General features: G+C 65.1%; 23 protein-coding genes. 18 read left to right on the top strand and 5 right to left on the bottom strand.

Annotated features, from left to right (window positions below; all coding sequences use genetic code 11):
* Positions 1-38: 38 nt before the first annotated feature.
* From V3C33_00215 to V3C33_00185, 7 genes are read left to right on the top strand one after another with little or no spacing between them, the layout of a single operon-like run.
* Complete coding sequence (locus tag V3C33_00215) at positions 39-1,646, top strand: carboxyl transferase domain-containing protein (GenBank protein XAS67813.1); 1,608 nt, start codon at positions 39-41, stop codon at positions 1,644-1,646.
* A gap of 7 nt (positions 1,647-1,653) precedes the next feature.
* Positions 1,654-3,993 (top strand): biotin carboxylase N-terminal domain-containing protein, encoded by a 2,340-nt coding sequence (locus V3C33_00210; GenBank protein ID XAS67812.1) that lies wholly within the window; start codon positions 1,654-1,656, stop codon positions 3,991-3,993.
* A 2-nt stretch (positions 3,994-3,995) separates the two neighbouring features.
* Complete coding sequence (locus V3C33_00205) at positions 3,996-5,159, top strand: acyl-CoA dehydrogenase family protein (protein ID XAS67811.1); 1,164 nt, start codon at positions 3,996-3,998, stop codon at positions 5,157-5,159.
* Positions 5,160-5,205: 46 nt separating this feature from the next.
* On the top strand, positions 5,206-5,997 hold the full coding sequence (locus tag V3C33_00200) for a CoA transferase subunit A (GenBank protein ID XAS67810.1): 792 nt from the start codon (positions 5,206-5,208) through the stop codon (positions 5,995-5,997).
* Positions 5,998-5,999: 2 nt separating this feature from the next.
* Positions 6,000-6,752, top strand: coding sequence for a CoA transferase subunit B (locus tag V3C33_00195; protein ID XAS67809.1), 753 nt, complete (start codon positions 6,000-6,002; stop codon positions 6,750-6,752).
* Complete coding sequence (locus V3C33_00190; protein ID XAS67808.1) at positions 6,749-7,270, top strand: MaoC family dehydratase; 522 nt, start codon at positions 6,749-6,751, stop codon at positions 7,268-7,270. The genes V3C33_00195 and V3C33_00190 overlap by 4 nt, the downstream gene beginning before the upstream one ends.
* The gene (locus tag V3C33_00185) at positions 7,267-8,106 is read left to right on the top strand and encodes a CoA ester lyase (protein ID XAS67807.1); all 840 of its coding nucleotides are present in this window, start codon (positions 7,267-7,269) and stop codon (positions 8,104-8,106) included. Before V3C33_00190 ends, V3C33_00185 begins: the two co-directional genes overlap by 4 nt.
* Positions 8,107-8,115: 9 nt before the next feature.
* Here the strand turns inward: V3C33_00185 and V3C33_00180 are convergent, their stop codons facing one another.
* Positions 8,116-9,576 carry a lipase maturation factor family protein gene (locus V3C33_00180; protein XAS67806.1) on the bottom strand — a complete coding sequence of 487 codons (1,461 nt, stop codon included), beginning with the start codon at positions 9,574-9,576 and terminating at the stop codon, positions 8,116-8,118.
* 94 nt (positions 9,577-9,670) lie between these two features.
* Positions 9,671-11,110: an NAD(P)/FAD-dependent oxidoreductase gene (locus tag V3C33_00175; GenBank protein ID XAS67805.1), complete on the bottom strand. Its 1,440-nt coding sequence runs from the start codon at positions 11,108-11,110 to the stop codon at positions 9,671-9,673.
* A 124-nt stretch (positions 11,111-11,234) separates the two neighbouring features.
* On the opposite strand from V3C33_00175, the gene V3C33_00170 reads away from it, so the two are divergent.
* The 8 genes from V3C33_00170 to V3C33_00135 all read left to right on the top strand — a co-directional run bounded on the left by V3C33_00170 (position 11,235) and on the right by V3C33_00135 (position 18,323).
* Entirely contained in the window at positions 11,235-11,978 is a 744-nt protein-coding gene (locus tag V3C33_00170) for a sulfite exporter TauE/SafE family protein (GenBank protein ID XAS67804.1), read from the top strand.
* A gap of 81 nt (positions 11,979-12,059) precedes the next feature.
* A complete protein-coding gene (dxr, locus tag V3C33_00165; protein ID XAS67803.1) occupies positions 12,060-13,280 on the top strand; it encodes a 1-deoxy-D-xylulose-5-phosphate reductoisomerase in 1,221 nt (406 codons plus the stop codon).
* 18 nt (positions 13,281-13,298) lie between these two features.
* Entirely contained in the window at positions 13,299-14,630 is a 1,332-nt protein-coding gene (locus tag V3C33_00160; protein XAS67802.1) for a site-2 protease family protein, read from the top strand.
* 105 nt (positions 14,631-14,735) lie between these two features.
* Positions 14,736-15,434: a MarR family transcriptional regulator gene (locus tag V3C33_00155; GenBank protein XAS67801.1), complete on the top strand. Its 699-nt coding sequence runs from the start codon at positions 14,736-14,738 to the stop codon at positions 15,432-15,434.
* Positions 15,431-15,895: a hypothetical protein gene (locus tag V3C33_00150; protein XAS67800.1), complete on the top strand. Its 465-nt coding sequence runs from the start codon at positions 15,431-15,433 to the stop codon at positions 15,893-15,895. The genes V3C33_00155 and V3C33_00150 overlap by 4 nt, the downstream gene beginning before the upstream one ends.
* Before the next feature lie 43 nt (positions 15,896-15,938).
* On the top strand, positions 15,939-16,232 hold the full coding sequence (locus V3C33_00145; GenBank protein ID XAS67799.1) for a YciI family protein: 294 nt from the start codon (positions 15,939-15,941) through the stop codon (positions 16,230-16,232).
* Between the two features lie 71 nt (positions 16,233-16,303).
* The gene (gene ispG / locus V3C33_00140; GenBank protein XAS67798.1) at positions 16,304-17,470 is read left to right on the top strand and encodes a flavodoxin-dependent (E)-4-hydroxy-3-methylbut-2-enyl-diphosphate synthase; all 1,167 of its coding nucleotides are present in this window, start codon (positions 16,304-16,306) and stop codon (positions 17,468-17,470) included.
* Positions 17,433-18,323, top strand: a complete 891-nt coding sequence (locus tag V3C33_00135; protein XAS69818.1) for a GNAT family N-acetyltransferase — start codon at positions 17,433-17,435, stop codon at positions 18,321-18,323. The genes ispG and V3C33_00135 overlap by 38 nt, the downstream gene beginning before the upstream one ends.
* Before the next feature lie 3 nt (positions 18,324-18,326).
* On the opposite strand, the gene V3C33_00130 is transcribed toward V3C33_00135, so the two are convergent.
* The 3 genes from V3C33_00130 to V3C33_00120 are packed head-to-tail and all read right to left on the bottom strand — an operon-like array spanning position 18,327 to position 20,487.
* Positions 18,327-18,956, bottom strand: a complete 630-nt coding sequence (locus V3C33_00130) for a TetR family transcriptional regulator (GenBank protein ID XAS67797.1) — start codon at positions 18,954-18,956, stop codon at positions 18,327-18,329.
* A complete protein-coding gene (locus V3C33_00125; GenBank protein XAS67796.1) occupies positions 18,953-19,696 on the bottom strand; it encodes an ABC transporter permease in 744 nt (247 codons plus the stop codon). The genes V3C33_00130 and V3C33_00125 overlap by 4 nt, the downstream gene beginning before the upstream one ends.
* A gap of 11 nt (positions 19,697-19,707) precedes the next feature.
* Positions 19,708-20,487, bottom strand: coding sequence for an ABC transporter ATP-binding protein (locus tag V3C33_00120; protein XAS67795.1), 780 nt, complete (start codon positions 20,485-20,487; stop codon positions 19,708-19,710).
* A 208-nt stretch (positions 20,488-20,695) separates the two neighbouring features.
* Here V3C33_00120 and V3C33_00115 point away from each other — a divergent pair, with 208 nt between their 5' ends.
* The 3 genes from V3C33_00115 (at position 20,696) to V3C33_00105 (ending at position 24,317) form a co-directional block, all read left to right on the top strand.
* On the top strand, positions 20,696-21,913 hold the full coding sequence (locus tag V3C33_00115; protein XAS67794.1) for a transposase family protein: 1,218 nt from the start codon (positions 20,696-20,698) through the stop codon (positions 21,911-21,913).
* Positions 21,914-22,029: 116 nt separating this feature from the next.
* A complete protein-coding gene (locus tag V3C33_00110) occupies positions 22,030-22,254 on the top strand; it encodes a hypothetical protein (protein ID XAS67793.1) in 225 nt (74 codons plus the stop codon).
* A gap of 251 nt (positions 22,255-22,505) precedes the next feature.
* Complete coding sequence (locus V3C33_00105) at positions 22,506-24,317, top strand: proline--tRNA ligase (GenBank protein ID XAS67792.1); 1,812 nt, start codon at positions 22,506-22,508, stop codon at positions 24,315-24,317.

The following is a 24,317-nucleotide window of genomic DNA, read 5'->3' as shown; positions in this document are numbered from 1 at the left end:
ACCGAAGCGGCCCGGACGGCCAGGAACGGAAGCAGTCAATGGAGACACTAGCCAGCCAGGTGGACACCACAGGTGCCGCCTTTTCCGCGAACAGCCAGGCGCAGCTCGCGCTTGCCGGCGAACTTCGCGAAAGGCTTGCGGCGGCTGCCCTCGGCGGGCCGGAGAAATCGCGAGAACGCCACGTGGCCCGGGGGAAGCTCCTCCCGCGCGAGCGCATCGACCAGCTGTTGGATGACGGCAGCCCGTTCCTCGAGATCGCGCCACTAGCAGCCAACGGCATGTACAACGGTGATTCGCCGGGCGCCGGTGTGATTGCGGGCATCGGGCTGGTCCACGGACGTCATGTGCTGGTGATCTCCAACGATGCCACGGTCAAGGGCGGCACATACTATCCCATGACGGTGAAGAAGCACCTGCGCGCCCAGGAAATCGCCTTGGAAAACAAGCTTCCGTGTATCTATCTGGTGGATTCCGGCGGAGCCTTCCTGCCCAGGCAGGACGAGGTCTTTCCGGACAAGGAGCACTTCGGCCGGATCTTCTTTAACCAGGCAAAGATGTCCGCAGCCAGGATTCCGCAGATCGCCTCGGTGATGGGTTCGTGCACCGCCGGCGGCGCCTACGTTCCCGCAATGAGCGATGAAACCGTGATCGTCCGGAACCAGGGCACCATTTTCCTCGGTGGCCCGCCCCTGGTGAAGGCTGCCATCGGCGAGATTGTCACCGCGGAGGAGCTCGGCGGCGGCGACGTCCACTCGAAGATCTCCGGTGTTACCGACCACCTGGCCGAGAACGACGAACACGCCCTCCAGATTGTCCGTGACATCTTCTCCACCCTGCCCCGGCCGGCCGGCCCCGCCTGGGACGTGGACACAACCGTCGAACCTGTTGCTGACGTAAGTGAGCTCTACGGCGCGGTGCCCACGGACGTTAACGCGCAGTACGACGTCCGTGAGGTCATCGCACGTCTGGTGGACGGCAGCCGGTTCCACGAATTCAAGAAGTACTACGGCACCACCCTGGTGACCGGTTTCGCCAGGCTGCACGGCCATCCTGTGGGCATCGTGGCAAACAACGGCGTACTTTTCAGCGAGTCCTCGCTTAAGGGGGCCCACTTCATCGAACTGTGCGACCAGCGCGGAATTCCGTTGGTCTTCCTGCAGAACCTGTCGGGTTTCATGGTCGGCAAGGACTATGAGCAGGGCGGCATCGCCAAGAATGGCGCCAAGATGGTCACCGCAGTGGCCACGGCCCGTGTTCCCAAGTTGACCGTGGTGATCGGCGGCTCGTTCGGTGCCGGAAACTACTCCATGTGCGGCCGCGCCTACTCGCCCCGCTTCCTGTGGATGTGGCCCGCGAGCCGGATCTCGGTCATGGGCGGCAACCAGGCCTCAAGCGTGCTCGCAACCGTCAAACGGGACCAGTATGAGGCGCGCGGCGAGGAATGGTCGCTCGAGGATGAAGAAGCATTCAAGGCGCCCATCAAACAGCAGTACGAGGACCAGGGAAGCCCCTACTATTCCACCGCCCGGCTCTGGGACGACGGCGTGATTGACCCCGCGGACACCCGCACTGTGCTGGGGCTTGCACTCGACGTCGTCTCCCGCGCCCCCATGCCGGAGACCTCCTTCGGCCTCTTCCGGATGTGAGCCAGCTATGACCACTCATGAGATTCACGACGGACCCACGATGTTCCACACCGTGCTGGTCGCCAACCGCGGCGAGATTGCCTGCCGCGTCATCCGCACCCTGCGTGCCATGGGTGTCCGTTCCGTCGCTGTCTTCAGCGACGCCGACGCCGGAGCCCGGCATGTGCGGGAGGCCGACCTCGCGGTCCGGATCGGCCCGGCGGCCGCCGCCGAAAGCTATCTGAAGATCGAGGCGATCATCCAGGCCTGCCGCGACACCGGCGCCGAGGCCGTGCACCCTGGCTACGGCTTCCTGAGCGAGAACGTCGACTTCGCCCGCGCCCTGGACGAGGCCGGCATCACCTTCATCGGCCCCGGCGTCGAATCCCTGAACGTCATGGGCGACAAAATCCGTTCGAAGAACCACGTGATGGGCTACGGCGTCCCCGTGGTCCCGGGCATGGCCGAGCCCGGTCTCACGGACCGGCAGCTGATCGACGCCGCGGCAGGAGTTGGGTTTCCGCTGCTGATCAAGCCGTCCGCGGGCGGCGGAGGCAAGGGCATGCACGTGGTGGAACAGCCGGACGAGCTGGAGGCCACCCTGGCCACCGCCAGACGGGTTGCCGAGAGTGCATTTGGGGACGACACCCTGTTCCTGGAACGCCTGGTGCCCACGCCCCGCCACATCGAGGTTCAGGTGCTTGCCGACAACTACGGCAACGTCATCCACCTGGGCGAGCGCGAGTGCTCTCTGCAGCGCCGCCACCAGAAGGTCATCGAGGAGGCGCCGTCCTCGCTCCTGGACGCACTCAACGACGGCGGGGCCACACGGGCACGCATCGGCGAGGCCGCCTGCAACGCCGCGCGCAGCGTCAACTACAGCGGTGCCGGAACCGTGGAATTCCTGGTTTCGGACAACGCACCGGATGAGTTCTTCTTTATGGAAATGAACACCCGCCTGCAGGTGGAGCACCCCGTCACCGAAATGGTCACCGGGGTGGACCTCGTTGAATGGCAGGTGCGCATTGCGGCAGGTGAGCCGCTCACCCTGACGCAGGCTGACGTCGTGCTTAACGGACACTCGGTGGAGGCGCGCGTCTACGCGGAGATCCCGGAACGGAACTTCATGCCGTCCACCGGAACCGTGCTGCTGCTGGACGAGCTGCCTGCCGGTGACACGCACGGCAGCGTGCGGGTGGATTCGTCGCTCATGGAGGGATTGGAGATTTCGTCCAGCTACGATCCCATGATTTCCAAGGTCATTGCGTGGGGGGAGGACCGCAAGGCCGCCCTGGACACACTTGATGAGGCGCTCGCCGGGTACACCGTGCTGGGCGTGGACACCAACGTTGAGTATCTGCGGCTCCTGATCAACGACTCCGACGTCCGGGCCGGACGCCTGGATACCACCATGATCGAGCGCAAAATGCCGGACTTCACGTTCCGGCACATCGGCGACGCCGAGCTGATCGCTGCGGCCATGTTCGTGCGGGAGCTGGAGGCCGACGGCGGCTCCCGGACTTCCGGTGGCGGGCCAGGTGGCGGTCCGGGTGGCGGCGCGGCGGTTGCCGGTCCGGGTGGCGGCGCGGCGGTTGCCGGTCCGGGTGGCGGCGCGGCGGTTGCCGGTCCGGGTGGCGGCGCGGCGGTTGCCGGTCCGGCCGTTGCAGGTCCCTGGCACCGGACTGACGGTTGGCGGCTTGGACTGCGTGCACCGTGGCGCATCAGCCTGGGCACCTCCGCCGGGGAGTTCGCCACCGTGTCCCTCACGGCCGGTCCGGCCGGTCACGCGACGGCGCGGGTGGGTGCGGGTCCCGAGCGGAAAGCGTCACTGGAGATCCTCAGCGAGGACTATGCGGTGTTGACGCTCGACGGCGGGGCGCTCGGTTACTCGATCGCCGCAGACTGGACTGCAGGAGCAGCAGGCATGTCCACGTGCTCCGGGGCTTCGGGGGAGCGGCCGACGGAACTGTTCCTCGGCAACGATGGCTGGTCCTGCCGGCTGGAAGTCCTCACCCGGGAATCCCGGCTTACCCGGGTGTTGTCCGCCATCCAGCGCGAGGACGGCGCAGCCGATCCGGAAGTCCGCTCACCCATGCCCGGAACCGTGGTTTCCGTGTCGGTCCACAATGGCGACACCGTGGGAGCGGGCCAGGTACTCCTCGCCGTGGAAGCCATGAAGATGGAACATCAGCTGGTGGCCGAGGTTGCGGGCACCGTGCACATTACCGTCAAGACCGGCGACCTGGTCAAGGCAGATCAGGTGCTCGCCACCATTCACTCGGACCACTCCGACGACACTCATTCCGACGAAACAAGAATTGAAGACTCGACTATTGGAGTCTCCAGCAATCAAGAAAAGGGAGCCTAGGCATGGCTGATTTTGAGCTCAGTGAGGAATACCAGGACCTCAGCGACACCGTCCGCGCATTTGCAGATGAAGTAGTGGCCCCGGTCTCTGCAAAGCACGATGAGGAGCACAGCTTCCCGTATGAGGTGGTGTCCCAGATGGCGGACATGGGCCTCTTCGGATTGCCGTTCCCGGAGGAATTCGGCGGAATGGGCGGCGACTATTTCGCCCTGGCACTTGCCCTGGAGCAGCTGGGCCGCGTGGACCAGTCCGTGGCCATTACCTTGGAAGCCGGCGTTTCGCTCGGTGCCATGCCCGTCCACCGGTTCGGCACTGAGGAGCAGAAGCAGGAGTGGCTGCCGCTGCTGGCATCAGGAAAGGCGCTCGCAGGCTTCGGCCTGACGGAGCCGGAGGCCGGTTCCGATGCCGGCGGCACCAAAACCACCGGCAAACGTGTGGGTGGTGAGTGGATCATCAACGGCAACAAGGAGTTCATCACCAACTCCGGCACGGACATCACGCGCCTCGTGACGGTCACCGCGGTAACCGGTCTGCACGAGCGCAAAGACGGCAGCATCAAGAAGGAAATCTCCACCATCCTGGTACCCACCGACACGCCCGGCTTCAAGGCTGAGAAGCCGTACAACAAGGTGGGCTGGAATGCTTCGGACACGCACCCGCTGACGCTCAAGGACGTGCACGTGCCGGAGGCCAACCTGCTCGGCAAAGAGGGACGCGGCTACGCCAACTTCCTGTCCATCCTGGACGAAGGCCGCATCGCCATCGCGGCCCTCGCCACCGGCGCAGCCCAGGGGTGCGTTGATCTGTCCGTGAAGTATGCCAAAGAGCGCAGCGCGTTCGGCCACCACATCGGCAAGTACCAGGCCATCTCCTTCAAGATCGCGCGCATGCAGACCCGGGCGCACACCGCCCGGCTGGCCTACTACGACGCCGCCGCCCGGATGCTGGCCGGAAAGCCGTTCAAGACCCAGGCGGCCATGGCTAAGATGGTCGCAGGCGAGGCAGCCATGGACAACGCGCGGGACGCCACCCAGGTGTTCGGCGGCTATGGCTTCATCAACGAATTCACCGTGGCGCGCCACTACCGCGACTCCAAGATCCTTGAAGTCGGTGAGGGCACCACGGAGGTCCAGCTGATGCTGATCGCCCGCGAACTCGGACTGTAGCCGGACCCGGTGGTCGAGCTTGTCGAGACCCCTGAAAGGATCAACGATGATTGACAAGGTTGTTGCCACCGCGGCGGAGGCGGTTGCGGACATCCACGACGGCGCGTCAATTGCCGTCGGAGGCTTCGGGCTCTGCGGAATCCCCGTGGCTCTCATCGAGGCCCTTCACCGGCTCGGCACCAAGGAACTGGAAACCGTCAGCAACAACTGCGGCGTGGACGACTGGGGCCTGGGCATCCTGCTCAAGGACGGCCGGATCCGGCGCACCATCAGTTCCTACGTCGGTGAAAACAAGGAGTTCGCCCGGCAGTACCTGTCCGGCGAACTCGAGGTGGTGCTCACGCCGCAGGGCACGCTGGCGGAGAAACTCCGCGCCGGCGGTGCCGGCATCCCCGCGTTTTTTACGCCTGCCGGTGTGGGTACCCAGGTGTCCGACGGCGGCCTGCCGCAGAAGTACGACGCCGACGGAAACATCGCGATTGCCTCGGAGCCGAAAGAAGTGCGCAACTTCGGGGGCGCCGACTACGTCCTGGAAGAATCACTGACGCCGGACTTCGGCCTGGTGCATGCGTGGAAGGGCGACCGTCACGGAAACCTTGTCTTCCACGCCACAGCCATGAACTTCAACCCTTTGTGCGCCATGGCCGGGAAGGTCACCATCGCCGAGGTGGAAGAGCTGGTACAGCCCGGCGAGATGGACCCGGAACACATCCACACACCCGGCATCTTCGTCCAGCGGGTTGTCGTCGCGCCCCGGATTGAGAAGCGCATCGAAAAGAGGACGGTCGCGCTCTCTGCAGCGTCCGCATCCGGCAGCACCGACAAGGCAGGAGCATAGCCATGGATCCGAACAGCTCGCAGGGGGCACCTCCCCGTCCTGAAGCCGTCCGTCCAGAATACCGGCGTGCCGCCGTCGCGCACCCGGACAGCAAGGGCTGGACGCGCAATGAACTGGCCGCCCGCGTGGCACAGGAACTCAGCAACGGGCAGTACGTCAACCTCGGCATCGGGATGCCCACGCTGATCCCCAATTACATCCCCGCCGGTGTGGAAGTGGTCCTGCATTCAGAAAACGGCATCCTGGGCGTCGGCCCCTACCCGGGCGAGGATGAGGTCGATGCAGATCTGATCAACGCGGGCAAGGAAACGGTCACCGCCAACCCGGGCGCCGCGTTCTTCGATTCCGCCGCCTCCTTCGGCATGATCCGCGGCGGGCATGTGGACGTGGCCGTGCTCGGCGCCATGGAGGTCGCCGCCAACGGGGACCTGGCCAACTGGATGATTCCGGGCAAGATGGTCAAGGGAATGGGCGGTGCCATGGACCTGGTCTTCGGAGCCAAGAAAGTTATTGTGATGATGGAGCACGTGGACCGGAACGGCAAACCGAAGATCGTGGAACAGTGCACACTGCCGCTGACGGGAAAGGCGTGCGTGGACCGCATCATCACCGACCTCGCCGTGATTGACGTGGTCGCCGGAAGCGGACAGACCAGGCTGGTGCTGCGTGAGCTGGCACCCAACGTGTCCGTTGAGGACGTCGCCGCGGCCACCGGCGCCGAGCTCTTCGAGGAAGACCAGGAATTGACCGTATGACGGCGAACCCTCCGCAGCACCGGGTCATCGAACAGCGAGGGCTCTACTTCGAGGAACTCGAAGAAGGCGTGGTCTACGCGCACCGCCCGGGCCGGACGGTCACGGAGACGGACAACGTCCTCTTCACCACCATGACCATGAACACGCAGGCGCTGCACCTGGACGCTGCCTGGAGCGCAGGGCAGCCGTTCGGACAGCGGCTGATGAACTCGATGTTTACCCTCGCCACCGTCGTCGGGCAGTCCGTTCCGCAGCTTACCCAGGGCACCATCATCGCGCAGCTGGGCCTGACGGATGTTTCCTTCCCCAGCCCGCTGTATCACGGCGATACCCTCTACACGGAGACTGTCATCACCGAAAAGCGGCTCTCCGCGTCGCGTCCCGGCCAGGGGGTCGTCACCATGAGTCACACCGGCAGGAACCAGGACGGCAAGGTGGTGGCACTGGCCACCAGGACCTGCCTGATGTGGACACGCGAGGCGCATATCGACGCTCAAAGGGGGACAATCGAAGCATGACTTTTGTGATGGGTCCCGCCCTGCTCTTCTGCCCGGCCGACCGCCCCGAACGCTTCCAGAAAGCGGCTGAAAGGGCCGATGCCGTCATCCTTGACTTGGAGGACGCCGTGGCGCCGGCGGACAAACAGCGCGCCCGCGGTGCCATTCTGGCGCAGCTGGGAGCCATGGGTGAGGTCCCCGAGCTGGATCCCAGCCGGACCATCGTTCGTGTCAATCCGGCGGGTACCGAGGAGTTCGAGAAGGACCTGCATTGCCTGGCGCACACGCCGTACCGCACCGTGATGCTGGCCAAAGCGGAGAACGCCGCGCAGCTGAGTGCGCTGGAAGGCTTCAAAGTGGTGGCTCTCTGCGAAACAGCTGCCGGCATTCTCAACGCACCCGCCATTGCCGCGGAACCGAACGTCGTGGCGCTGATGTGGGGAGCCGAGGATCTGCTGGCCTCGCTGGGCGGTACTTCCAGCAGGAAGGACGACGGCGGTTACCGCGCGGTGGCGCTGCACGCACGCTCGTCCGTGCTGCTGGCGGCCGGAGCCTTCGGCAAAGAGGCCATCGATTCCGTCTACGTGAGCATTCCGGATCTCGAAGGGCTGGCCGTTGAATGCCGGGACGCCGTGGCCTCGGGCTTTGGCTCCAAGGCGTGCATCCACCCCAACCAGGTGGCCGTGGTGCGGGACGCATACGCGCCGTCCGAAGCCGATGTCGCTGCCGCCACTGAACTGCTGGATGCCGCAGCTGCAGCCGGCACCGGCGTGTTCCAGTTCAACGGAAGAATGATTGATGGGCCCATCCTCAAGCACGCCGAAGCGACGCTGCGGAGAGCCGCCCTCACCGCCTGAGGATTCTGCTCAGTCCTCCGGCGGGAGAGACAGCGCGGGGATGGCCTCGTAAAGCGGAGTCCGGATCCAGCGCTGCCGGGATTCCCGGTACTCGGCGCGGGTGGCGAAGCGGTACAGGTAACTGCGGGCGCGCACCCAGTGCGGGCGCCCGCCGTCGAACGGGTCATGGCGCAACAGGCGCAGCGTGGGCCGGTCCGCCTCCAGCAGCCGGCCCAGGAACGCGTAGAACCACTCCTCGTGCACGGTGCGCAGCGGCAGGAACCACATGAGCCAGTCCAGCCGCAGGTGGTAGGGGGCCCACTGGTCCGGTAGCCGGTGCACCTCGCCGGGCTTTCCCTTGAAGCCGTACTCGCGCCAGTCCGCGTCGTCGTCGGGCTCTTCGTCCAGGGTCCCTTCCACCACGATCTCGATCCGCAGCCTCGTAACGGTGCCGAAGGCCCCGTAGGTGTTGACCAGCTGCCAGCGGTTGAAACTGGCGTTCATGAGCTGCCGGGAGGAAAACAGGTTGCGGACCGGCCGGTAGCTGAGCACCAGGAGCAGTAGTGTCACGGCCAGGACGACGGCGAGCCACCACACCGGGCTTGGTCCGGCCCCGGACGTCGCCGGTGAGGGCCAGTCCGGCGGGATTACCGGCAGCACGGCTTGCGCCACGGGATCACTGACCGCCGAGAAGGCCAGGACGATCGCCATCCAGTTAAGCCAGGCGAAGTTGCCGCTCGCCACCAGCCACAGCTGGGTGAAGATGATGATGCCGGCCGCCGCGCTCGCCACTGGCTGCGGGGCAAACAGGGCGAACGGCACCACCAGCTGGGCGAAATGGTTGCCGAGGACCTCCATCCGATGTAGGGGCTTCGGGAGCAGATGAGCCTGGCGGCTGAGCGGGCCGGGCATCGGCTGGGTCTCGTGGTGGTAGTACAGAGCCGTCAGGTCCCGCCATTCGCTGCCGCCGCGGATCTTGATCATCCCGGCGCCGAACTCCAGGCGGAAGAGCAGCCAGGCCAGCAGAATCAGGACGGTCCGGGGCGGGGGAGTCTGGTCCGAACCCAGGAAGGCCACCGTGAAACCAGCCTCGAGCAGCAGCATCTCCCAGCCGAAGCCGTAGAAGGTTTGTCCCACGTTGACGATGGACATGTACAGCAGCCAGAGTGCCAGGAAGGCGATGAGCGGAAGCCAGGGCGGCCCCAGCTGGGGCAGTCCCGCAACGAGTGTGGCCGCAATGGCCAGACTGGTCCAGCACACGGCCCGCAGCAGGCGATCCGAGTAGCGCCAGCGGAACAGGCTGGGCCGGCGCAGCCTGCTGAACCCCTCCACATAGGCCGGGACAGGGAGCAGTCCGCGCTCGCCGAGGAGCGCGGGAAACTGGTTCAGGCTGGAGAGGAACGCAATGAAGTAGAGCGCGGCGACGCCACGCTGCAGCACCTGCCGGGCAAACTCATACTCCGGCGCGTCGAACCAGGCAGCCCAGTCCACACAGTCCACGGTACGCCGTCCGTGCCCCGCCAGCGTCCCCAACTGGCTCGCAGTTGTTGTCGTTTTGGGCGCTCAGAACGACAACAACTGCGAGTTAGTTGAGAGGGTCCGGGGCGAACGGAGCCTCCAGGCCGAAATGCTCGCGCAGGGCCAGGCGCGCGGCGAACCAGCCATTCATTCCGTGCACTGCCGGTCCGGGCGGAGTGGCCGCCGAGCAGATGTAGACGCCGTCCAGCGGAGTGCGCCAGGGCGACGGCGCGAGGACCGGACGTTTGGCCAGTTGCCACAGGCTCAGGGCGCCGCCGTAGATGTCACCGCCCACGCAGTTGGCGTTGTACCCGGCCAGCCCGGCGGCGGAACGGGCCGCGGATCCGAGCACCAGCCCGCTGAAGCCCGGCGCATACCGCTCGACCTCGGCCGTCACGAGCTCGGTCGGATCCAGCTCCGACCCCGCAGGCACGTGGATGTAGGCCCAGAGCACGTGGTGCCCGGCCGGAGCCCGGGTGGGGTCCAGCACGCTCGGCTGTGTGAGGAGCACATAGGGGTGCCGGGGGACGGTGCCGCGGGCCACGGAATTCTCTGCCGCCGCGATCTCCGCCCTGGTTCCGCCCAAGTGCACGGTGGCTGCCTTCCGCACGTCCGCATTCGTCCATGGCACGGGACCCGAAAGCGCAAAATCCACTTTCGCCACCCCGGCCCCGTAGCGGTAGCTGCGCAGGGACCGTGCGTACCGGGCAGGGAGGTCTGCGGTGAGCAGCAGGTTCGGCGACGTGTCCAGGAGTGTCACGCGGCTCGGCGGCAACTGGGCGAGGGACGCCACCGGCGCATCGGTCTGCACCGTGCCGCCATGGGCTTCGAGCTCTGCCAGGAGGGCGTCAGCAATGGCCTGCGAACCGCCGGCCGGGAAACCCCAGCCCCCGGCATGTCCGTGCGCGGCCAGGAGCAGCCCGGCTCCGGCCGAGGCCAGCGAAGGCTGCCGGCCCGCTGCATGGGCCACCGAGCCGCTGAGAAGTGCCGGCGCTGTCCGCTCCCGGAAGCGCGCATTCCACAGCGGCGTTCCCTGCTCCAGGCAGGCCTTGGCGAAGCCGAAGGCGGCGGTCGGATCCCCGGGCACGCGGAGGAGGGCCGAGCCCGTGAAGTCCACAACGCCGTCGAGCCTTTCCACCAGCGGTTCCAGCAGCGAGTACCAGGCCTTGCCGTCGCGGCCCAGCCCCTCGGCCGTCCGGTCCAGGCTGCGCCAGGCCACACCGGCCGTTCCGTCAAGAAACGGATGGGCGTAGGAAATCTCGGGCGTGATCCATTCGATGCGGTCCAGCAGGCCGAAGGCCCGGAAAAACGGCGACGCGACGGCGGCCGGGTGCACCGCGGAGCACACATCGTGCCGGTACCCAGGCAGGGTGAGTTCGTCGGTGCGCAATCCTCCGCCGGCGTGCGGCGCGGACTCGAGGACGCGCACGCTGAGCCCGGCCTTGGCAGCCGTGACTGCGGCGGCCAGGCCGTTGGGCCCGGTGCCCACCACCGTGACATCGATCATCGGTTACGGTGGTGACGGGAGCGTTCCATGGCCCCAATTCTGCCCCGGCGCCGCGACGTGCGCCAGCCCGGCCGCCGCGGTTGCCGGTCCCGCCCGGAACGGCCTCCGGCGCTAGAATCGAAGGATGTTTGCCCTGGTGCTCATCGCGGTGGTTGCGGGCGCACTGGCGCAACGGCTCGCCGGGCTGGGCTTCGGATTGCTGGTATCGCCGGTCCTGGTGGTTTTACTGGGGCCGTTCGACGGTGTGATGATCATCAACCTCTGCGGTGCCGCTTCGTCCCTGCTGATCCTGTCCAGGGTGTGGCGGCACGTTGACTGGCGGCGTTACACCGGTCTCGCTCTTTCGGCCCTGACCGGAGTGGTGCCCGGTGCGTGGCTGGCCAGCCAGGCACCGGAGGCGCCGCTGGAGATCTGCATCGGCGTGCTCCTGATCATCGCCCTGCTGGCGTCGCAGCGGCTGAAGCGCAGCTCATGGCGGGCCACGGGCAGGATTCCGATGGTATCGCTGGGGTTTTCAAGCGGGCTCATGAATGCTGCGGCGGGCGTGGGAGGCCCGGCAATCACCGCATATGCCATTGCCACCCGCTGGGACCAGAAGAGCTTCGGCGCCACGCTGCAGCCCTACTTCATCACCACCGGCCTTTCATCGCTGGCTGGCAAGTACCTGTTTTCCGGCGGGCACCTTCCGGCACTGGAGGCCTGGCAGTGGCTGGGCATCCTGGCCGCCATGGTGCTCGGGATCGTGGCGGGTGATCTCCTCTCGGGCCGGATTCAGCCCCGCGTCATCCGCGGGATTGTCATCGCGATTGCCTACACGGGTGCGGTGTCCACCCTGACCAAGGGCGTGCTGGAGCTGGCGTTCGGCTGAGCCCCCACCGCCGCCAAGGGTCCCTGCCACGCGTTCCTGCCACCCGTCCCGGCGGGGCCCGCGTTGCGGGATACTTAAGCCATGCAGACTTCGGGCACCGCCGGCGATTCGGCTACAGGGCAGCCACGCAGAATCGTTCTCCTCGGATCCACCGGTTCCATCGGCACCCAGGCGATTGACGTCGTCGACGGCGCCCCGCACCTTTTCGAGGTGGTGGCACTTAGTGCCGGCGGCGGCAACCTTGATCTCATGGCCCGGCAGGCCGTCCACACAAAGGCCAGAGCGGTGGGCATCGCCAAGGGCGATCCGCGCAGGCTTCAGGAACTGATAGACGACGCCGCCGTGGCGGCCGGGGTGGAAAACTACCGTCCGGAGATCATCACCGGCCCGGACGCCTCCACCCGGATCGCCGGAATCGACGCCGATGTGGTGCTCAACGGCATCACAGGCTCCATCGGCCTGGCGCCCACGCTTGCCGCGCTCAAATCCGGCGCAACCCTCGCGCTCGCCAACAAGGAGTCGCTGATTGTTGGCGGGTCACTGGTCAAGGCCGCCGCCCGGGAAGGCCAGATCGTGCCGGTCGATTCCGAGCACTCGGCCATTGCCCAGTGCTTGCGCTCCGGCTCCGCGGACGAGGTGGACAAACTCATCCTCACCGCTTCCGGCGGGCCATTCCGCGGCCGGACGCGTGAGCAGCTCCACAACGTTTCGCCGCAGGAAGCACTGGCCCACCCCACCTGGGACATGGGCCTGATGGTCACCACCAACTCGGCCAGCCTGGTCAACAAAGGCCTTGAAGTCATTGAGGCGCACCTGCTGTTCGACATCCCGCTGGACAGGATTGACGTTGTGGTCCATCCGCAGTCCGTGGTCCACTCCATGGTGCAGTTTGTGGATGGCTCCATCATCGCCCAGGCATCACCCCCGGACATGCGGCTCCCCATAGCGCTCGGCCTGGGCTGGCCGGAGCGTGTCCCCAAAGCAGTCACACCCTGCGACTGGACCAAGGCCACCAGCTGGACCTTTGAACCGCTGGACGTCAAGGCATTTCCCGCGGTGGAGCTGGCCAAGGACTCGGCCAAGCAGGGGAGCACCTTCCCGGCGGTGTTCAACGCAGCAAACGAGGAGGCAGTGGTCGCCTTCCACGAGGGCCGCATCCGCTTCACGGACATTGTGGATACCATCGAAGCCGTACTCAGCGAACATTCAGGATCCTCCGGGCTGACGGTTGAGTCCGTACTGGATGCTGAGAAGTGGGCACGTGCGCGCACCCACGAACGTTTAGCAGTGAGCAGTCTCTAGGAAGCAGCAGATCGAAGCATGAGTCCCGTCATTCTCTTTATCCTCGGTGTCGTCTTTGTGGCGATCGGCATCGCGGTCTCCATCGCGCTGCATGAAGTGGGGCATCTGCTCCCGGCCAAGCTGTTCAAGGTGCGTGTCACCAAGTACATGATCGGCTTCGGGCCCACGCTGTGGTCCACCAAAAAGGGCGAGACCGAATACGGCTTCAAGGCCATTCCGCTGGGCGGCTATGTGTCCATGATCGGCATGTACCCGCCCAACAAGGAAGACGGCACGGTACGCCCCTCCAGTACCGGCATGTTCCAGACCCTCGCCACGGAGGCCCGGTCCATGGCCCATGAGGATGTGGGCCCGGGGGATGAAAACCGGGTCTTCTACCGGCTCCCCGTCTGGAAGAAAATCATCATCATGCTGGGCGGCCCGGCCATGAACCTGCTGATCGGCGTTGCCCTCACCGCAGTTCTCCTGATGGGTTTCGGTATTGCCACGCCGACGACGACCATCGCCGATGTCTCGAAGTGCCAGGTTGCGGCCGGGGAGACGGTCGATCCGGATTCTGCGGATTGCAAGCCCACGCCGGCCGCCGCCGCCGAACTGAAGCCCAACGACGTCATCACCGCCTTCGATGGCAAGGCTGTGACCGACTGGAACGAGCTGACGGGCTGGATCCGCGCCTCGGCGGGCAAACAGGTGGGCATCACCGTGGAACGCGACGGTGCGCCCGTGACCGCCACGGTCACCCCGGTACTGTCCGCACGGCCTGTCATCGGAGTTGACGGCCGGCAGGAAAAGGACGACGCCGGCAATCTCAAGTACCAGGACGTCGGCTTTTTGGGCATCGGTGCGCAGACAGCGCTGGTGGCTCAGCCAGCCTCGTCCGTGCTGCCCATGTCCGGCGAAAACATCAAGCAGGTGGCCGGCGTCGTCTTCAATCTTCCGGCGAGGGTTGCAGGGGTTGCGAAGGCGGCCTTCAGCGAAGAGCCACGCGATCCCAACGGTCCCATCAGCGTGGTGGGTGTGGGCCGGGTGGCCGGCGAGGTCGCTGCGATGGAGGAAGTGCCGGTCCAGTCCCGATTGGGCGTCCTGGTGGGCTTGTTGGCCGGCCTCAACTTCGCCCTCGCCATCTTCAACCTGATCCCGCTGCTGCCGCTCGACGGCGGTCATGTGGCTGGCGCGCTGTATGAAGGCGCCCGACGGCGAGTGTCGAAGCTCTTTGGCAAACCTGACCCGGGCGCCTTCGATATAGCCAAGCTGCTGCCGCTCACCTACGTGGTAGCGGCGCTACTGATAGGGATGAGTGCGCTCCTGATCTACGCGGACATCGTTAAGCCGGTGAATCTCTTCGGTTAGACAGTCATGTTCGGCTGATACAGCAAACTCAGTTCATTTCGGCTGATATTTAATAATCAGCTAAAAATGATTGATTTATCATTCTTAGCCGGTTATGGTTGAGTCATGTACGTCATGACCATCGACCAGCGCGGCAGCAGCACCGATATGGACCGTGTGCCTGCCATCCTGGCCGAGCTGCGCGGGCTCACGGCGGCGCGGTTTGAGCGCTCGGTGGGTGACGAAGTCCAGGGTGTGGTGCCGGACGCGGCAGACGTCGTGGAGATCGCCCTGCATGCCCTCCGGAGCGGCCGATGGTATGTCGGAATCGGGATCGGTGCAGTGGACACACCGCCCGCCGCGAGTCCCCGCGAAGGGTCCGGGGCCGCTTTTGTGGCCGCCCGGCAGGCTGTGGACCAGGCAAAGGCCGCTGCGGGCCACGTTCCCGTTTCCGTGGTTTCAGGAGCTGTCCTAAGAGGGGCGGTTGCATCCCCGCAAGCCGCGGAAGGAGCAACGGCGTGCGCCAACGCCGAAGCGGTGCTCCGCCTGATAGGCCGCCTGGTCCAGGACCGGACCAAAGCCCAATGGACGGTTGTTGACATGATTCGCACCGTGCAGCAAGGCCGGGCAGGCAGGCATGGCACGCAGAAACAGGCGGCTCGGGAACTCGGAATCACGGAACAGTCGGTGAGCCGCGCCGTCCGCAGGTCCGGCTGGCAGGAAGAATGGGCGGCAAGGCCGGCTGCCGGGATGCTGCTGGCCACCGCCCACAAACTGGTCGTCAGCCCCGGCGAACCGGACACAAGGAATCAAGGAGACAGGTGAACGCACTCTGGATCACACTGGCCCTGCTGATGGCAGGATTCGCCGGCTGGCCTGTTACCGCGCTCGTGTTCAGGCTGGCCCGCACCATTGATGACAAAGCTGATGACAAAGCGGATGCGGGAACGGCTGATTCCGGCAATGCCGATGACCCCTCTGCGGATGTCACGGTGGACGGCGAGATCACGGCAGCGGCGCCGGACCAGGGCTCGAACGTTGCCGCCCAGCGAATCCTGCGCGGGGGCGCAATCATCGGCGTGCTGGAGCGCCTCGCCGTGTGCGTGGCCATTCTGACCGGGCAGCCCGTGGCCATCGCCTATGTGGTTGCCATCAAGGGGCTCGGCCGGTTCGCTGAGCTGAAAGAGACGCCCGTTGCCGCGGAGCGGTTCATCATCGGGACCCTGGCCTCCATGCTGTGGGCGGCCGGCGTTGCCGCAACGGCGAAGGTGCTGTTCCTGAGCTGACACCGGATGGGTGCTTGGGCCGGCATGGCGATAGTGTATCCGTATGACTGTTTTTGCTGTTGAGTACGTGTACGACGCCGAGTCCGCGGATGCGCGGGATGCCAACCGCCCAGCCCACCGGGAGTGGCTGGGTGGGCTGGCCGAAGAGGGCGTGCTCCTGTCCAGCGGCCCGTATGGCGATGGCGCCGGTGCGCTGCTGATCTTCAAGGCCCCGGACGAATCCGCCCTGGGTGAAGTTCTCCAGCGGGACCCTTTCGCCGCAGCCAAGGGCATTGCCGGGATCCGCATCACCGAATGGAATCCGATCATCGGGCTGTTGGCAGGCCACGCAGCCTAGTCCGTCCCGAACATCGTCCGGATGGAACATAATCCGCCCGGAACAACAGTCCTACAACTCTAGGAGTCCACGTGACCTCGGTCAGCCTGGGAATGCCGTCAGCACCGCCGCCCGTACTTGCCCCCCGCCGTAAGACCCGCCAGATCAAGGTGGGTTCCGTGGGTGTGGGCTCCGATTCGCCCATCAGCGTGCAGTCGATGACCACCACCCCCACGACGGACATCAATGCCACGTTGCAGCAGATCGCTGAACTGACGGCCACCGGCTGTGACATCGTACGGGTGGCCTGCCCAACAGCGGATGACGCCGAAGCGCTGCCCATCATCGCCAGGAAGTCCCAGATTCCGGTCATCGCGGACATCCACTTCCAGCCGAAGTACGTTTTCGCCGCCATCGAAGCAGGCTGTGCTGCGGTGCGGGTGAACCCTGGCAACATCCGCAAGTTCGATGACCAGATCAAGGAAATCGCCAAGGCCGCCAAGGACCACGGCACCTCAATCCGCATAGGCGTGAACGCGGGCTCCCTCGAACCGGGCATCATGAAGAAATACGGCAAGGCCACTCCGGAAGCACTGGTGGAATCCGCCGTATGGGAAGCCTCCCTCTTTGAGGAGCACGGCTTCCATGACTTCAAGATTTCGGTCAAGCACAATGACCCCGTCATCATGGTTGCGGCGTACGAGATGCTCGCGGAAAAAGGCGACTGGCCGCTCCACCTCGGTGTAACCGAGGCAGGGCCCGCCTTTCAAGGCACCATCAAGTCGGCAACCGCATTCGGCGCGTTGCTGGCCAAGGGCATCGGCGACACCATCCGCGTCTCACTCTCCGCTCCGCCGGTGGAGGAGATCAAGGTGGGCAACCAGATCCTGCAGTCACTGAACCTGCGCCCCCGCAAACTGGAAATCGTCTCATGCCCCTCCTGCGGGCGCGCCCAGGTGGATGTCTACACGCTGGCGGAGCAGGTCACGGCTGGCCTTGAAGGGATGGAGATCCCGCTGCGCGTTGCCGTTATGGGCTGTGTGGTGAACGGCCCGGGTGAGGCCCGCGAAGCCGACCTCGGTGTTGCCTCCGGAAACGGCAAGGGCCAGATATTTGTGCGGGGCGAAGTCATCAAGACTGTTCCCGAGGACCAGATTGTTGAGACACTGATCGAGGAAGCCATGCGTATCGCCGAAGAGATGGGGGAGGCCGATGGCGAAGATGCTGTCAAGGGTAGCCCCGTGGTTAGCGTCTCATAAGGACGGTGTTGCGCCCGCGGGCATCTCCCTCCGGGCGCTCGGAGGCAATGACACGGCCGCACTCCGGGAACTGGCCCAGCGGGATCCGGTAGCCAACGTTTTTATCCTGGCGCACCTTCAGGCTGCGGGTACGGCTGCGCCCACCACCGGCGGGGCCAGTGTGCTCGGAATTTTCGACGACGGCACTCTGGTCGGTGCCTGCTGGGCGGGAGCCAATCTGGTGCCCGTACAGCTGGAGCCGGAGTTCGCCGGACTGGTTGCGGCGGCGGCGCACCGGTCCGGCCGCCGCTACGCTTCGATCTTCGGTCCGGCAGAGCCCGTGCTGGCCCTGCACCGGCAGCTTGAAGCGCTGGGCCACTCCGCGCACGAGGTCCGGTCCGATCAACCGCTGATGACTGTTGCCGGACCGCCCGCAATCGAGCCCAACCGGCAGCTCGGACTCGGTCACTATGCCGACTTTGACCTCATCCTTCCCGCCTGTGCGGCCATGTTCGAAGAGGAAGTCGGCTATTCGCCGTTCCTCGGCGGCAAGGAGTTCTACAGCCGGCGGGTGGCCGGGCTGATCAGGCAGGGACACTCACTGGTGCACCTGAACGCGGACGACGAAGTGGTGTTCAAAGCCGAGCTCGGTGCCGTGACCCCGCAAGTGACCCAGGTCCAGGGCGTCTGGATGAACCCGTCGTACCGCGGCCTCGGACTAAGCGCGGGGTACATGGCCGCCGTGGTGGAGCTGGCCCAGAAAATTGCTCCCATCACCAGCCTGTACGTGAACGACTACAACTCCCGGGCACGCGCCGCATACGAGCGCGTGGGATTCCGTGAAGTCGGCACCTTCGCCACTGTGCTCTTTTGAGACCTATTCGCTTGCGCTTTCCGGCGGCTGAAGCTCCCCGGTCAGGTAGCGCTGGATAGTCGGGGCAATCAGCCTCACCACTTCCTCCTGCGAGGCTGAGGCGAGCGGTTCCAGCCGGATGACGTAGCGCACCAGCATCAGACCCACCATCTGGCTGGCCACGAGGTTGCTGCGCATTGAAATCTCCGCAGCCGTTCCCGGGACACCGGTCATGATCCTGGACAGGATGGTCCTCGTGACCATCTCACGCAGAAGTGTTGTTTTGGCCTTGGAACTGATGGTTCCGCGGATAAACGCCACCATGCCGTGCTGGGCGGGGCTTTCCCACAGCCGCATAACCGCGCGGATAATCGCTTCGGCCCGGTGCCGGGGATCGTGGCCGTCAACGCCCGCAAGGACCTCCGCCGGGTCCGCGGGCAGGGCAACGCTGAGGGCGAAGAGCTCGTCCTTGCCCTCGAAAAAGTGGTGGATCATGGCAGGGTCGACCTCTGCTTCTCGTGCGATCTGCCGGAGGCTGGTGCCGTCGAACCCGTGCTCGGCGAAGAGGCGGCGTGCGGTGTCCAGGATTTTCTCCCGCGAACCGGTGGTGCCGGACCGGCGTCCACGGCGGCCGGAAGGCAGCCCTGCGCTCACGCCGTCCGCCTGCGCAGTGTCAGCGATGCCAGCACCAGCACCCCCAGGACAATGGCTGCCATGATGCCGGCATCCATCCACAGCGTCTCGGTGGCTTCGCTGTTGCCGGCAATTTCCTGCAGGGCATCCACCGAGAAGGTCAGCGGCAGCACGTTGGAGATGGCTTCGAGGCCTTCGTTCATCCTGTCCCGGGCAACAAACAGCCCGCACAGGAGGATCTGCGGCACCACCACAACCGGCATGAACTGCACGGCCTGGAACTCGGTCCGGGCAAAGGCGGAGCAGAGTAGACCCAGCGCCACGCCCAGCACAGCGTTAATAACGGCGATCATGACCACCAGCCCGGGGCTGCCCTGGATGTCCAGCCCGAATATCCAGTAGGCAACGGCCGTGGCCACGAGGGATTGCAGCGTGGCCATTATGGAAAAGGCCAGGCCGTAGCCGAAGAGCAGATCGGCCTTGTGGATGGGAGTGGTCAACAACCGCTCCAGCGTGCCTGATGTACGCTCCCGGAGCATGGTGATTGAAGTGACCAGGAACATCACCACAAACGGGAAGATTGCCAGCATCATCAGGCCCACGCGGTCAAAAGTCCGCGGCACACCGGGCGGCAGTGTTTCATTCTCGTAGAGGAAATAGACGGCGGTCAGCAACAGCGCGGGAACCACCAGAATGAGGCCGATGCTGCGGTGGTCATGGCGCAGCTGGTCCAGCACCCGGCCGGTACTGGCGAGCATCATTCGTGGATTCATCACGCCACCTGGCTTTCGGGGGTTGCCGCCGGCGATTCGTTCTGGATGATGTGCAGGAACGCTTTCTCCAGGTCTTCGCTCCCGCCGCGCCGGCTGAGTTCCGCAGGGGTCAGTTGCGCCAGGAGCCGGCCGTCCCTCAGGAGCAGAAGCGAGGCGCAGTGGCTCGCTTCCTCCATGACGTGGCTGGACACAAGCAGCGTCGTCCCGGAATCGGCCATCGTCTGGAACCGGTTCCACAGATCGGCGCGGAGCACCGGGTCCAGCCCCACAGTCGGCTCGTCCAGAATGAGGAGCCCGGGATGGGAGACCAGCGCGCAGGCGAGGGATACGCGGCTGAATTGCCCGCCGGACAGATCGGCAGTTTTCTGCCGCGCGAGGTTTTCAAGTCCGACGGCGGCGATCGCCTCCGCGGCGTCGCTGCGGTTTTTGCCGTGCATCGCCCCGAAATATCTGACGTTGGCTTCAACGCTGAGATCGGTGTAGACGCTGGGGGCCTGGGTGACATATCCGACGTCGTGCCTGAGCGTTGGATGGCCGGCCGGCCGGCCCAGTACCTGGACCGTTCCGGAGGTGAGGCGCTGGACACCAACAATCGCACGCATCAGGGTGGTTTTGCCGCTCCCTGATGGTCCCAGAAGTCCGGTGATCTGCCCTGCCGGAATGGTGAAGTCCAGCCCCCGCAGGATGGCGGTCCTGCCCCTCGTGATGTGCAGCTTCCTGACATCTACGGCGGACCCGGTGGGCAGCGGACCCGGCCCTGCGGTTGCTTCATGCGACATGATTTCCTCCGTTTGAACGGCCGGTTTTAAATTCACCAACTGATGAATTAAAAGTAGGCCCGGAGCCCGTTGACGTCAACGGAGCGCGTTGACTCATCAAAGATGCCCGCGTAGCTGCTATCGAAGAATCATTTGGTAATGCCCGCGAAGCGGTGTGTCTGCCGGGGCGGCGCCTGCCGGCCCGGCACGCTGAGCCATGGAGCTATCGATGAGTGAACGTAAGGCCGTCACGAAGACCATCGCCATCCGGTATGCGCGGTCTGACCGGGCCGCCAAGAAACTTATTCTGGACGAACTCTGTGCCACGACGGCGTGGCATCGGGACCATGCGAGGAAGGCCCTGCGCGGGGCTCTGGTGCTCAGACAGGTCAAGCCGCGCCCTGCCCGTCCGCCCCTTTACGGCGAGGCGGTGATCGAGGCCCTGCGGTTCTGCTGGGCTGTCCAGGGCACCCCGTGCGGGCGGTTGCTGGCGGCGGCGCTGCCTGATCTGGTGCCGCGACTGCGCCGGTTCAGGGAGCTTCAGATTGATGACGGGACGGCTGCGCAGTTGCTCAGGATCGCCCCGGCCACCATCGACCGGCGGCTCAAGGCGGACCGGGTGAAACTGGATCCGCGGGGCCGGTCCCATACCAAGCCCGGAACGCTGTTGAAGGACTCCATTCCGATGCGGACCTGGGCCGAGTGGGACGACGCGGTGCCCGGGTTTGTGGAGATTGATCTGGTCGGCCACGAGGGCGGGAAAAGCCAGGGGGAATTCTGCTTCACCCTTGACATCACCGACATCGCGACCGGCTGGACCGAAACACGGTCGGTGAAGAACAAGGCCCAGAAATGGGTATTCGCCGCGATCAGGGAAGCCACCGCGGCGTTCCCGTTTCCGATCCTTGGCATCGACTCGGACAACGGCTCCGAGTTCATTAACTGGGAGCTGTACCGCTGGTGCGAACAGGAGAAACTGACCTTCACCCGGTCCCGGTCCGGGAACAAGAATGACGGGGCCCACGTGGAGCAGAAGAACTGGCACATCGTCCGGCAGACCGTCGGCTACCGCCGTTACGACACCGCCGGCGAGCTGGAGTTGCTGAACCGGATCTGGGCGTTGCAGCGGCTGCTGAGCAATCATTTCGGGCCCCAGCAAAAACTCGTCGCGAAGGTCCGGACCGGTGCGAAGATCAGCAAGAAGTACGACCTGCCCGCGACCCCGTTCCAACGCGTCCTGGCCGATAAAGTCACAGTCGGCCAGAGCGTGCAGACCCGGCTGAAGCGGGAAAACAAACCCTTGAATCCGGCCGCGATCCAACGTCAGGTCCAGGCCCTCTGCGCTGAACTGCGGACCCTGGCCAACGCGAAACAAGACCCAAAACCCCAGCCGGCCATCCGGGCAAAATCAAATGATTCCACGAATCAATCCAGCCGGGCATCTTGACATGATTCCTCGGGCGGAGGAAATGATTCCCGGCCCCTTGTAAAGGTGATAGATATCACATAGGTTCGATCTAGCCGCGTCGCTGGGGCGTGGGCGGTCTCAGAGAGGAATGACCCATGGCTGTAAGTGTTGACCTTGCCAAGGCACTGGACAAAGAATACGAGGACAAATCCTTGAGTGAAATCCTGAACGCATCGCCGTCTGCATTAGCCGGTGTTACCGATGCGAAAGCGAAGGCACTCAAGGACGTTCTCGGAATCGACACCGTCCGTGAACTCGGCAGCAACAAGTACTTTGCAGTCGCTGGGGTTTTGGTTGCGCTGGAGGGTAAGACCAAGTAGCAGTTCCCCCCTCAGAAGTAGTGGCCTGAGAGGCCACAGGGCCACGCCCATGCAGGATGACCAGCCGGAAACGGCCAGGGGCTTCCTCCAGTTGCGGCGTGGCTCTTCTGCGTCCAGGCCGGGATTCCGCGCAGGAACGGGAGGGAATCAGGCTGGAAATCGGGCCTTCGGCTGGGCGGTAGATTAGTACCCAGACGATTTTCCCTGCTCTGCTTCACAACCAGCTCTTCCTCAGAAACGGATACTGACCCGTGGTCCTTAGACTTTCCAAGCTGTTCCTGCGCACCCTGCGTGAAGATCCCGCCGACGCCGAGGTGGCCAGCCACCGGCTTCTGGTCCGCGCCGGCTACATCCGCCGCGCCGCACCGGGCATCTACACCTGGCTGCCGCTTGGGCTGAGTGTCCTGCGCAAGGTGGAGACGGTCATCCGCGAGGAAATGGCGGCAATCGGTGCCCAGGAAGTGCACTTCCCGGCGCTGCTGCCCAAGGAACCCTACGAGGTCACCAACCGCTGGACCGAATATGGCGACGGTATCTTCAGGCTCAAGGACCGCAAGGGCGGGGACTACCTGCTGGCCCCCACGCACGAGGAAATGTTCACCCTGCTGGTCAAGGACCTCTACTCGTCCTACAAGGACCTGCCGCTGAGCATCTACCAGATCCAGAACAAGTACCGGGACGAGGCGCGTCCGCGTGCAGGGTTGTTGCGCGGCCGCGAGTTCATCATGAAGGATTCATACTCCTTCGACGTGGATGACGCCGGCCTGGACGCAAGCTATGCCGCCCACCGCGGCGCGTACCTGAAGATTTTCGAACGACTGGGCCTTGAAGTGATTCCTGTGGCGGCCACTGCCGGTGCCATGGGCGGTTCCAAGAGCGAGGAATTCCTGCACCCCACGGAAATCGGCGAGGACACCTTTGTGCGCTCGGCCGGCGGTTATGCGGCGAACGTCGAAGCAGTCACCACCGTGGTTCCCGCGGATATCGACTTCACGGATGCGCCGCCAGCCGAGGTCCGGGACACCCCGGACACCCCCACCATCGAGACTCTGGTGGACGCGGCCAACCAGCTTGCGCCGCGCAGCGGGGCCGACGGCGGTGCCTGGACTGCCGCTGACACGCTCAAGAATGTTGTCCTTGCCGTCACGCTGCCCACGGGTGAGCGCCAGATTGTGGTGATCGGACTGCCCGGTGACCGCGGTGTTGACCTCAAGCGGGTCGAAGCCAACATCGGTCCGTTCCTGACCATCGGCGGCGAGATCACGCTGGAGGCCGCCAACGAGGAGGACCTCAGGAAGCACCCGCTGATCGTTAAGGGCTACCTCGGCCCCGGACTCTCCCTGGATGCCCCGCTCCTCGGCGCCGAGGCCGGGTCCAGGCTGCTGTACCTGGTGGATCCCCGCGTTGTCAGCGGCAGCGCCTGGGTGACAGGTGCCAACGAGGCCGGCAAACACGTATTCGGGCTCGTTGCGGGCCGAGACTTCGGCTGGGACGGGGTCATTGAAAGCACCGAGGTCCGCGCCGGCGATCTGGCCCCTGACGGTTCCGGTCCGCTCGAAACCGCACGCGGCATCGAGATGGGCCACATCTTCCAGCTGGGCCGTAAATATGCCGAGGCCCTGGAGTTGAAGGTACTGGACCGGAACGGCAAGCAGGTTGTGGTAACCATGGGTTCCTACGGCGTGGGAGTGACCCGGGCTGTAGCCGCCCTGGCCGAATCCAACCACGATGACAAGGGCCTGGTGTGGCCCCGGGCGGTGGCTCCGGCAGATGTCCACGTAGTGGCTGTGGGCCGCGGTGAGGAAATCTTCGAAACCGCGGAGAAGCTGGCACTGGAACTCGAAGCTGCCGGCCTCGAGGTCATTTACGACGACCGTCCCAAGGTATCCCCGGGCGTAAAGTTCGGCGACGCGGAACTGGTGGGCGTGCCCACCATCCTGGCCGTGGGCCGCGGGCTGGTGGACGGTGAGGTGGAGATCAAGGACCGACGCAGCGGCGAGGCGGAAAACGTGGCCGTGGACAAGGCAGTTGACTATGTAGTCAACGCTGTCCGCGGCAACTGA

It is taken from the genome of Micrococcaceae bacterium Sec5.7 (genome assembly GCA_039636785.1).
GTDB lineage: Bacteria > Actinomycetota > Actinomycetes > Actinomycetales > Micrococcaceae > Arthrobacter.
Note: the sequence above shows the minus strand (reverse complement) of the source record. Positions and strands in the feature narration are given on the sequence as shown.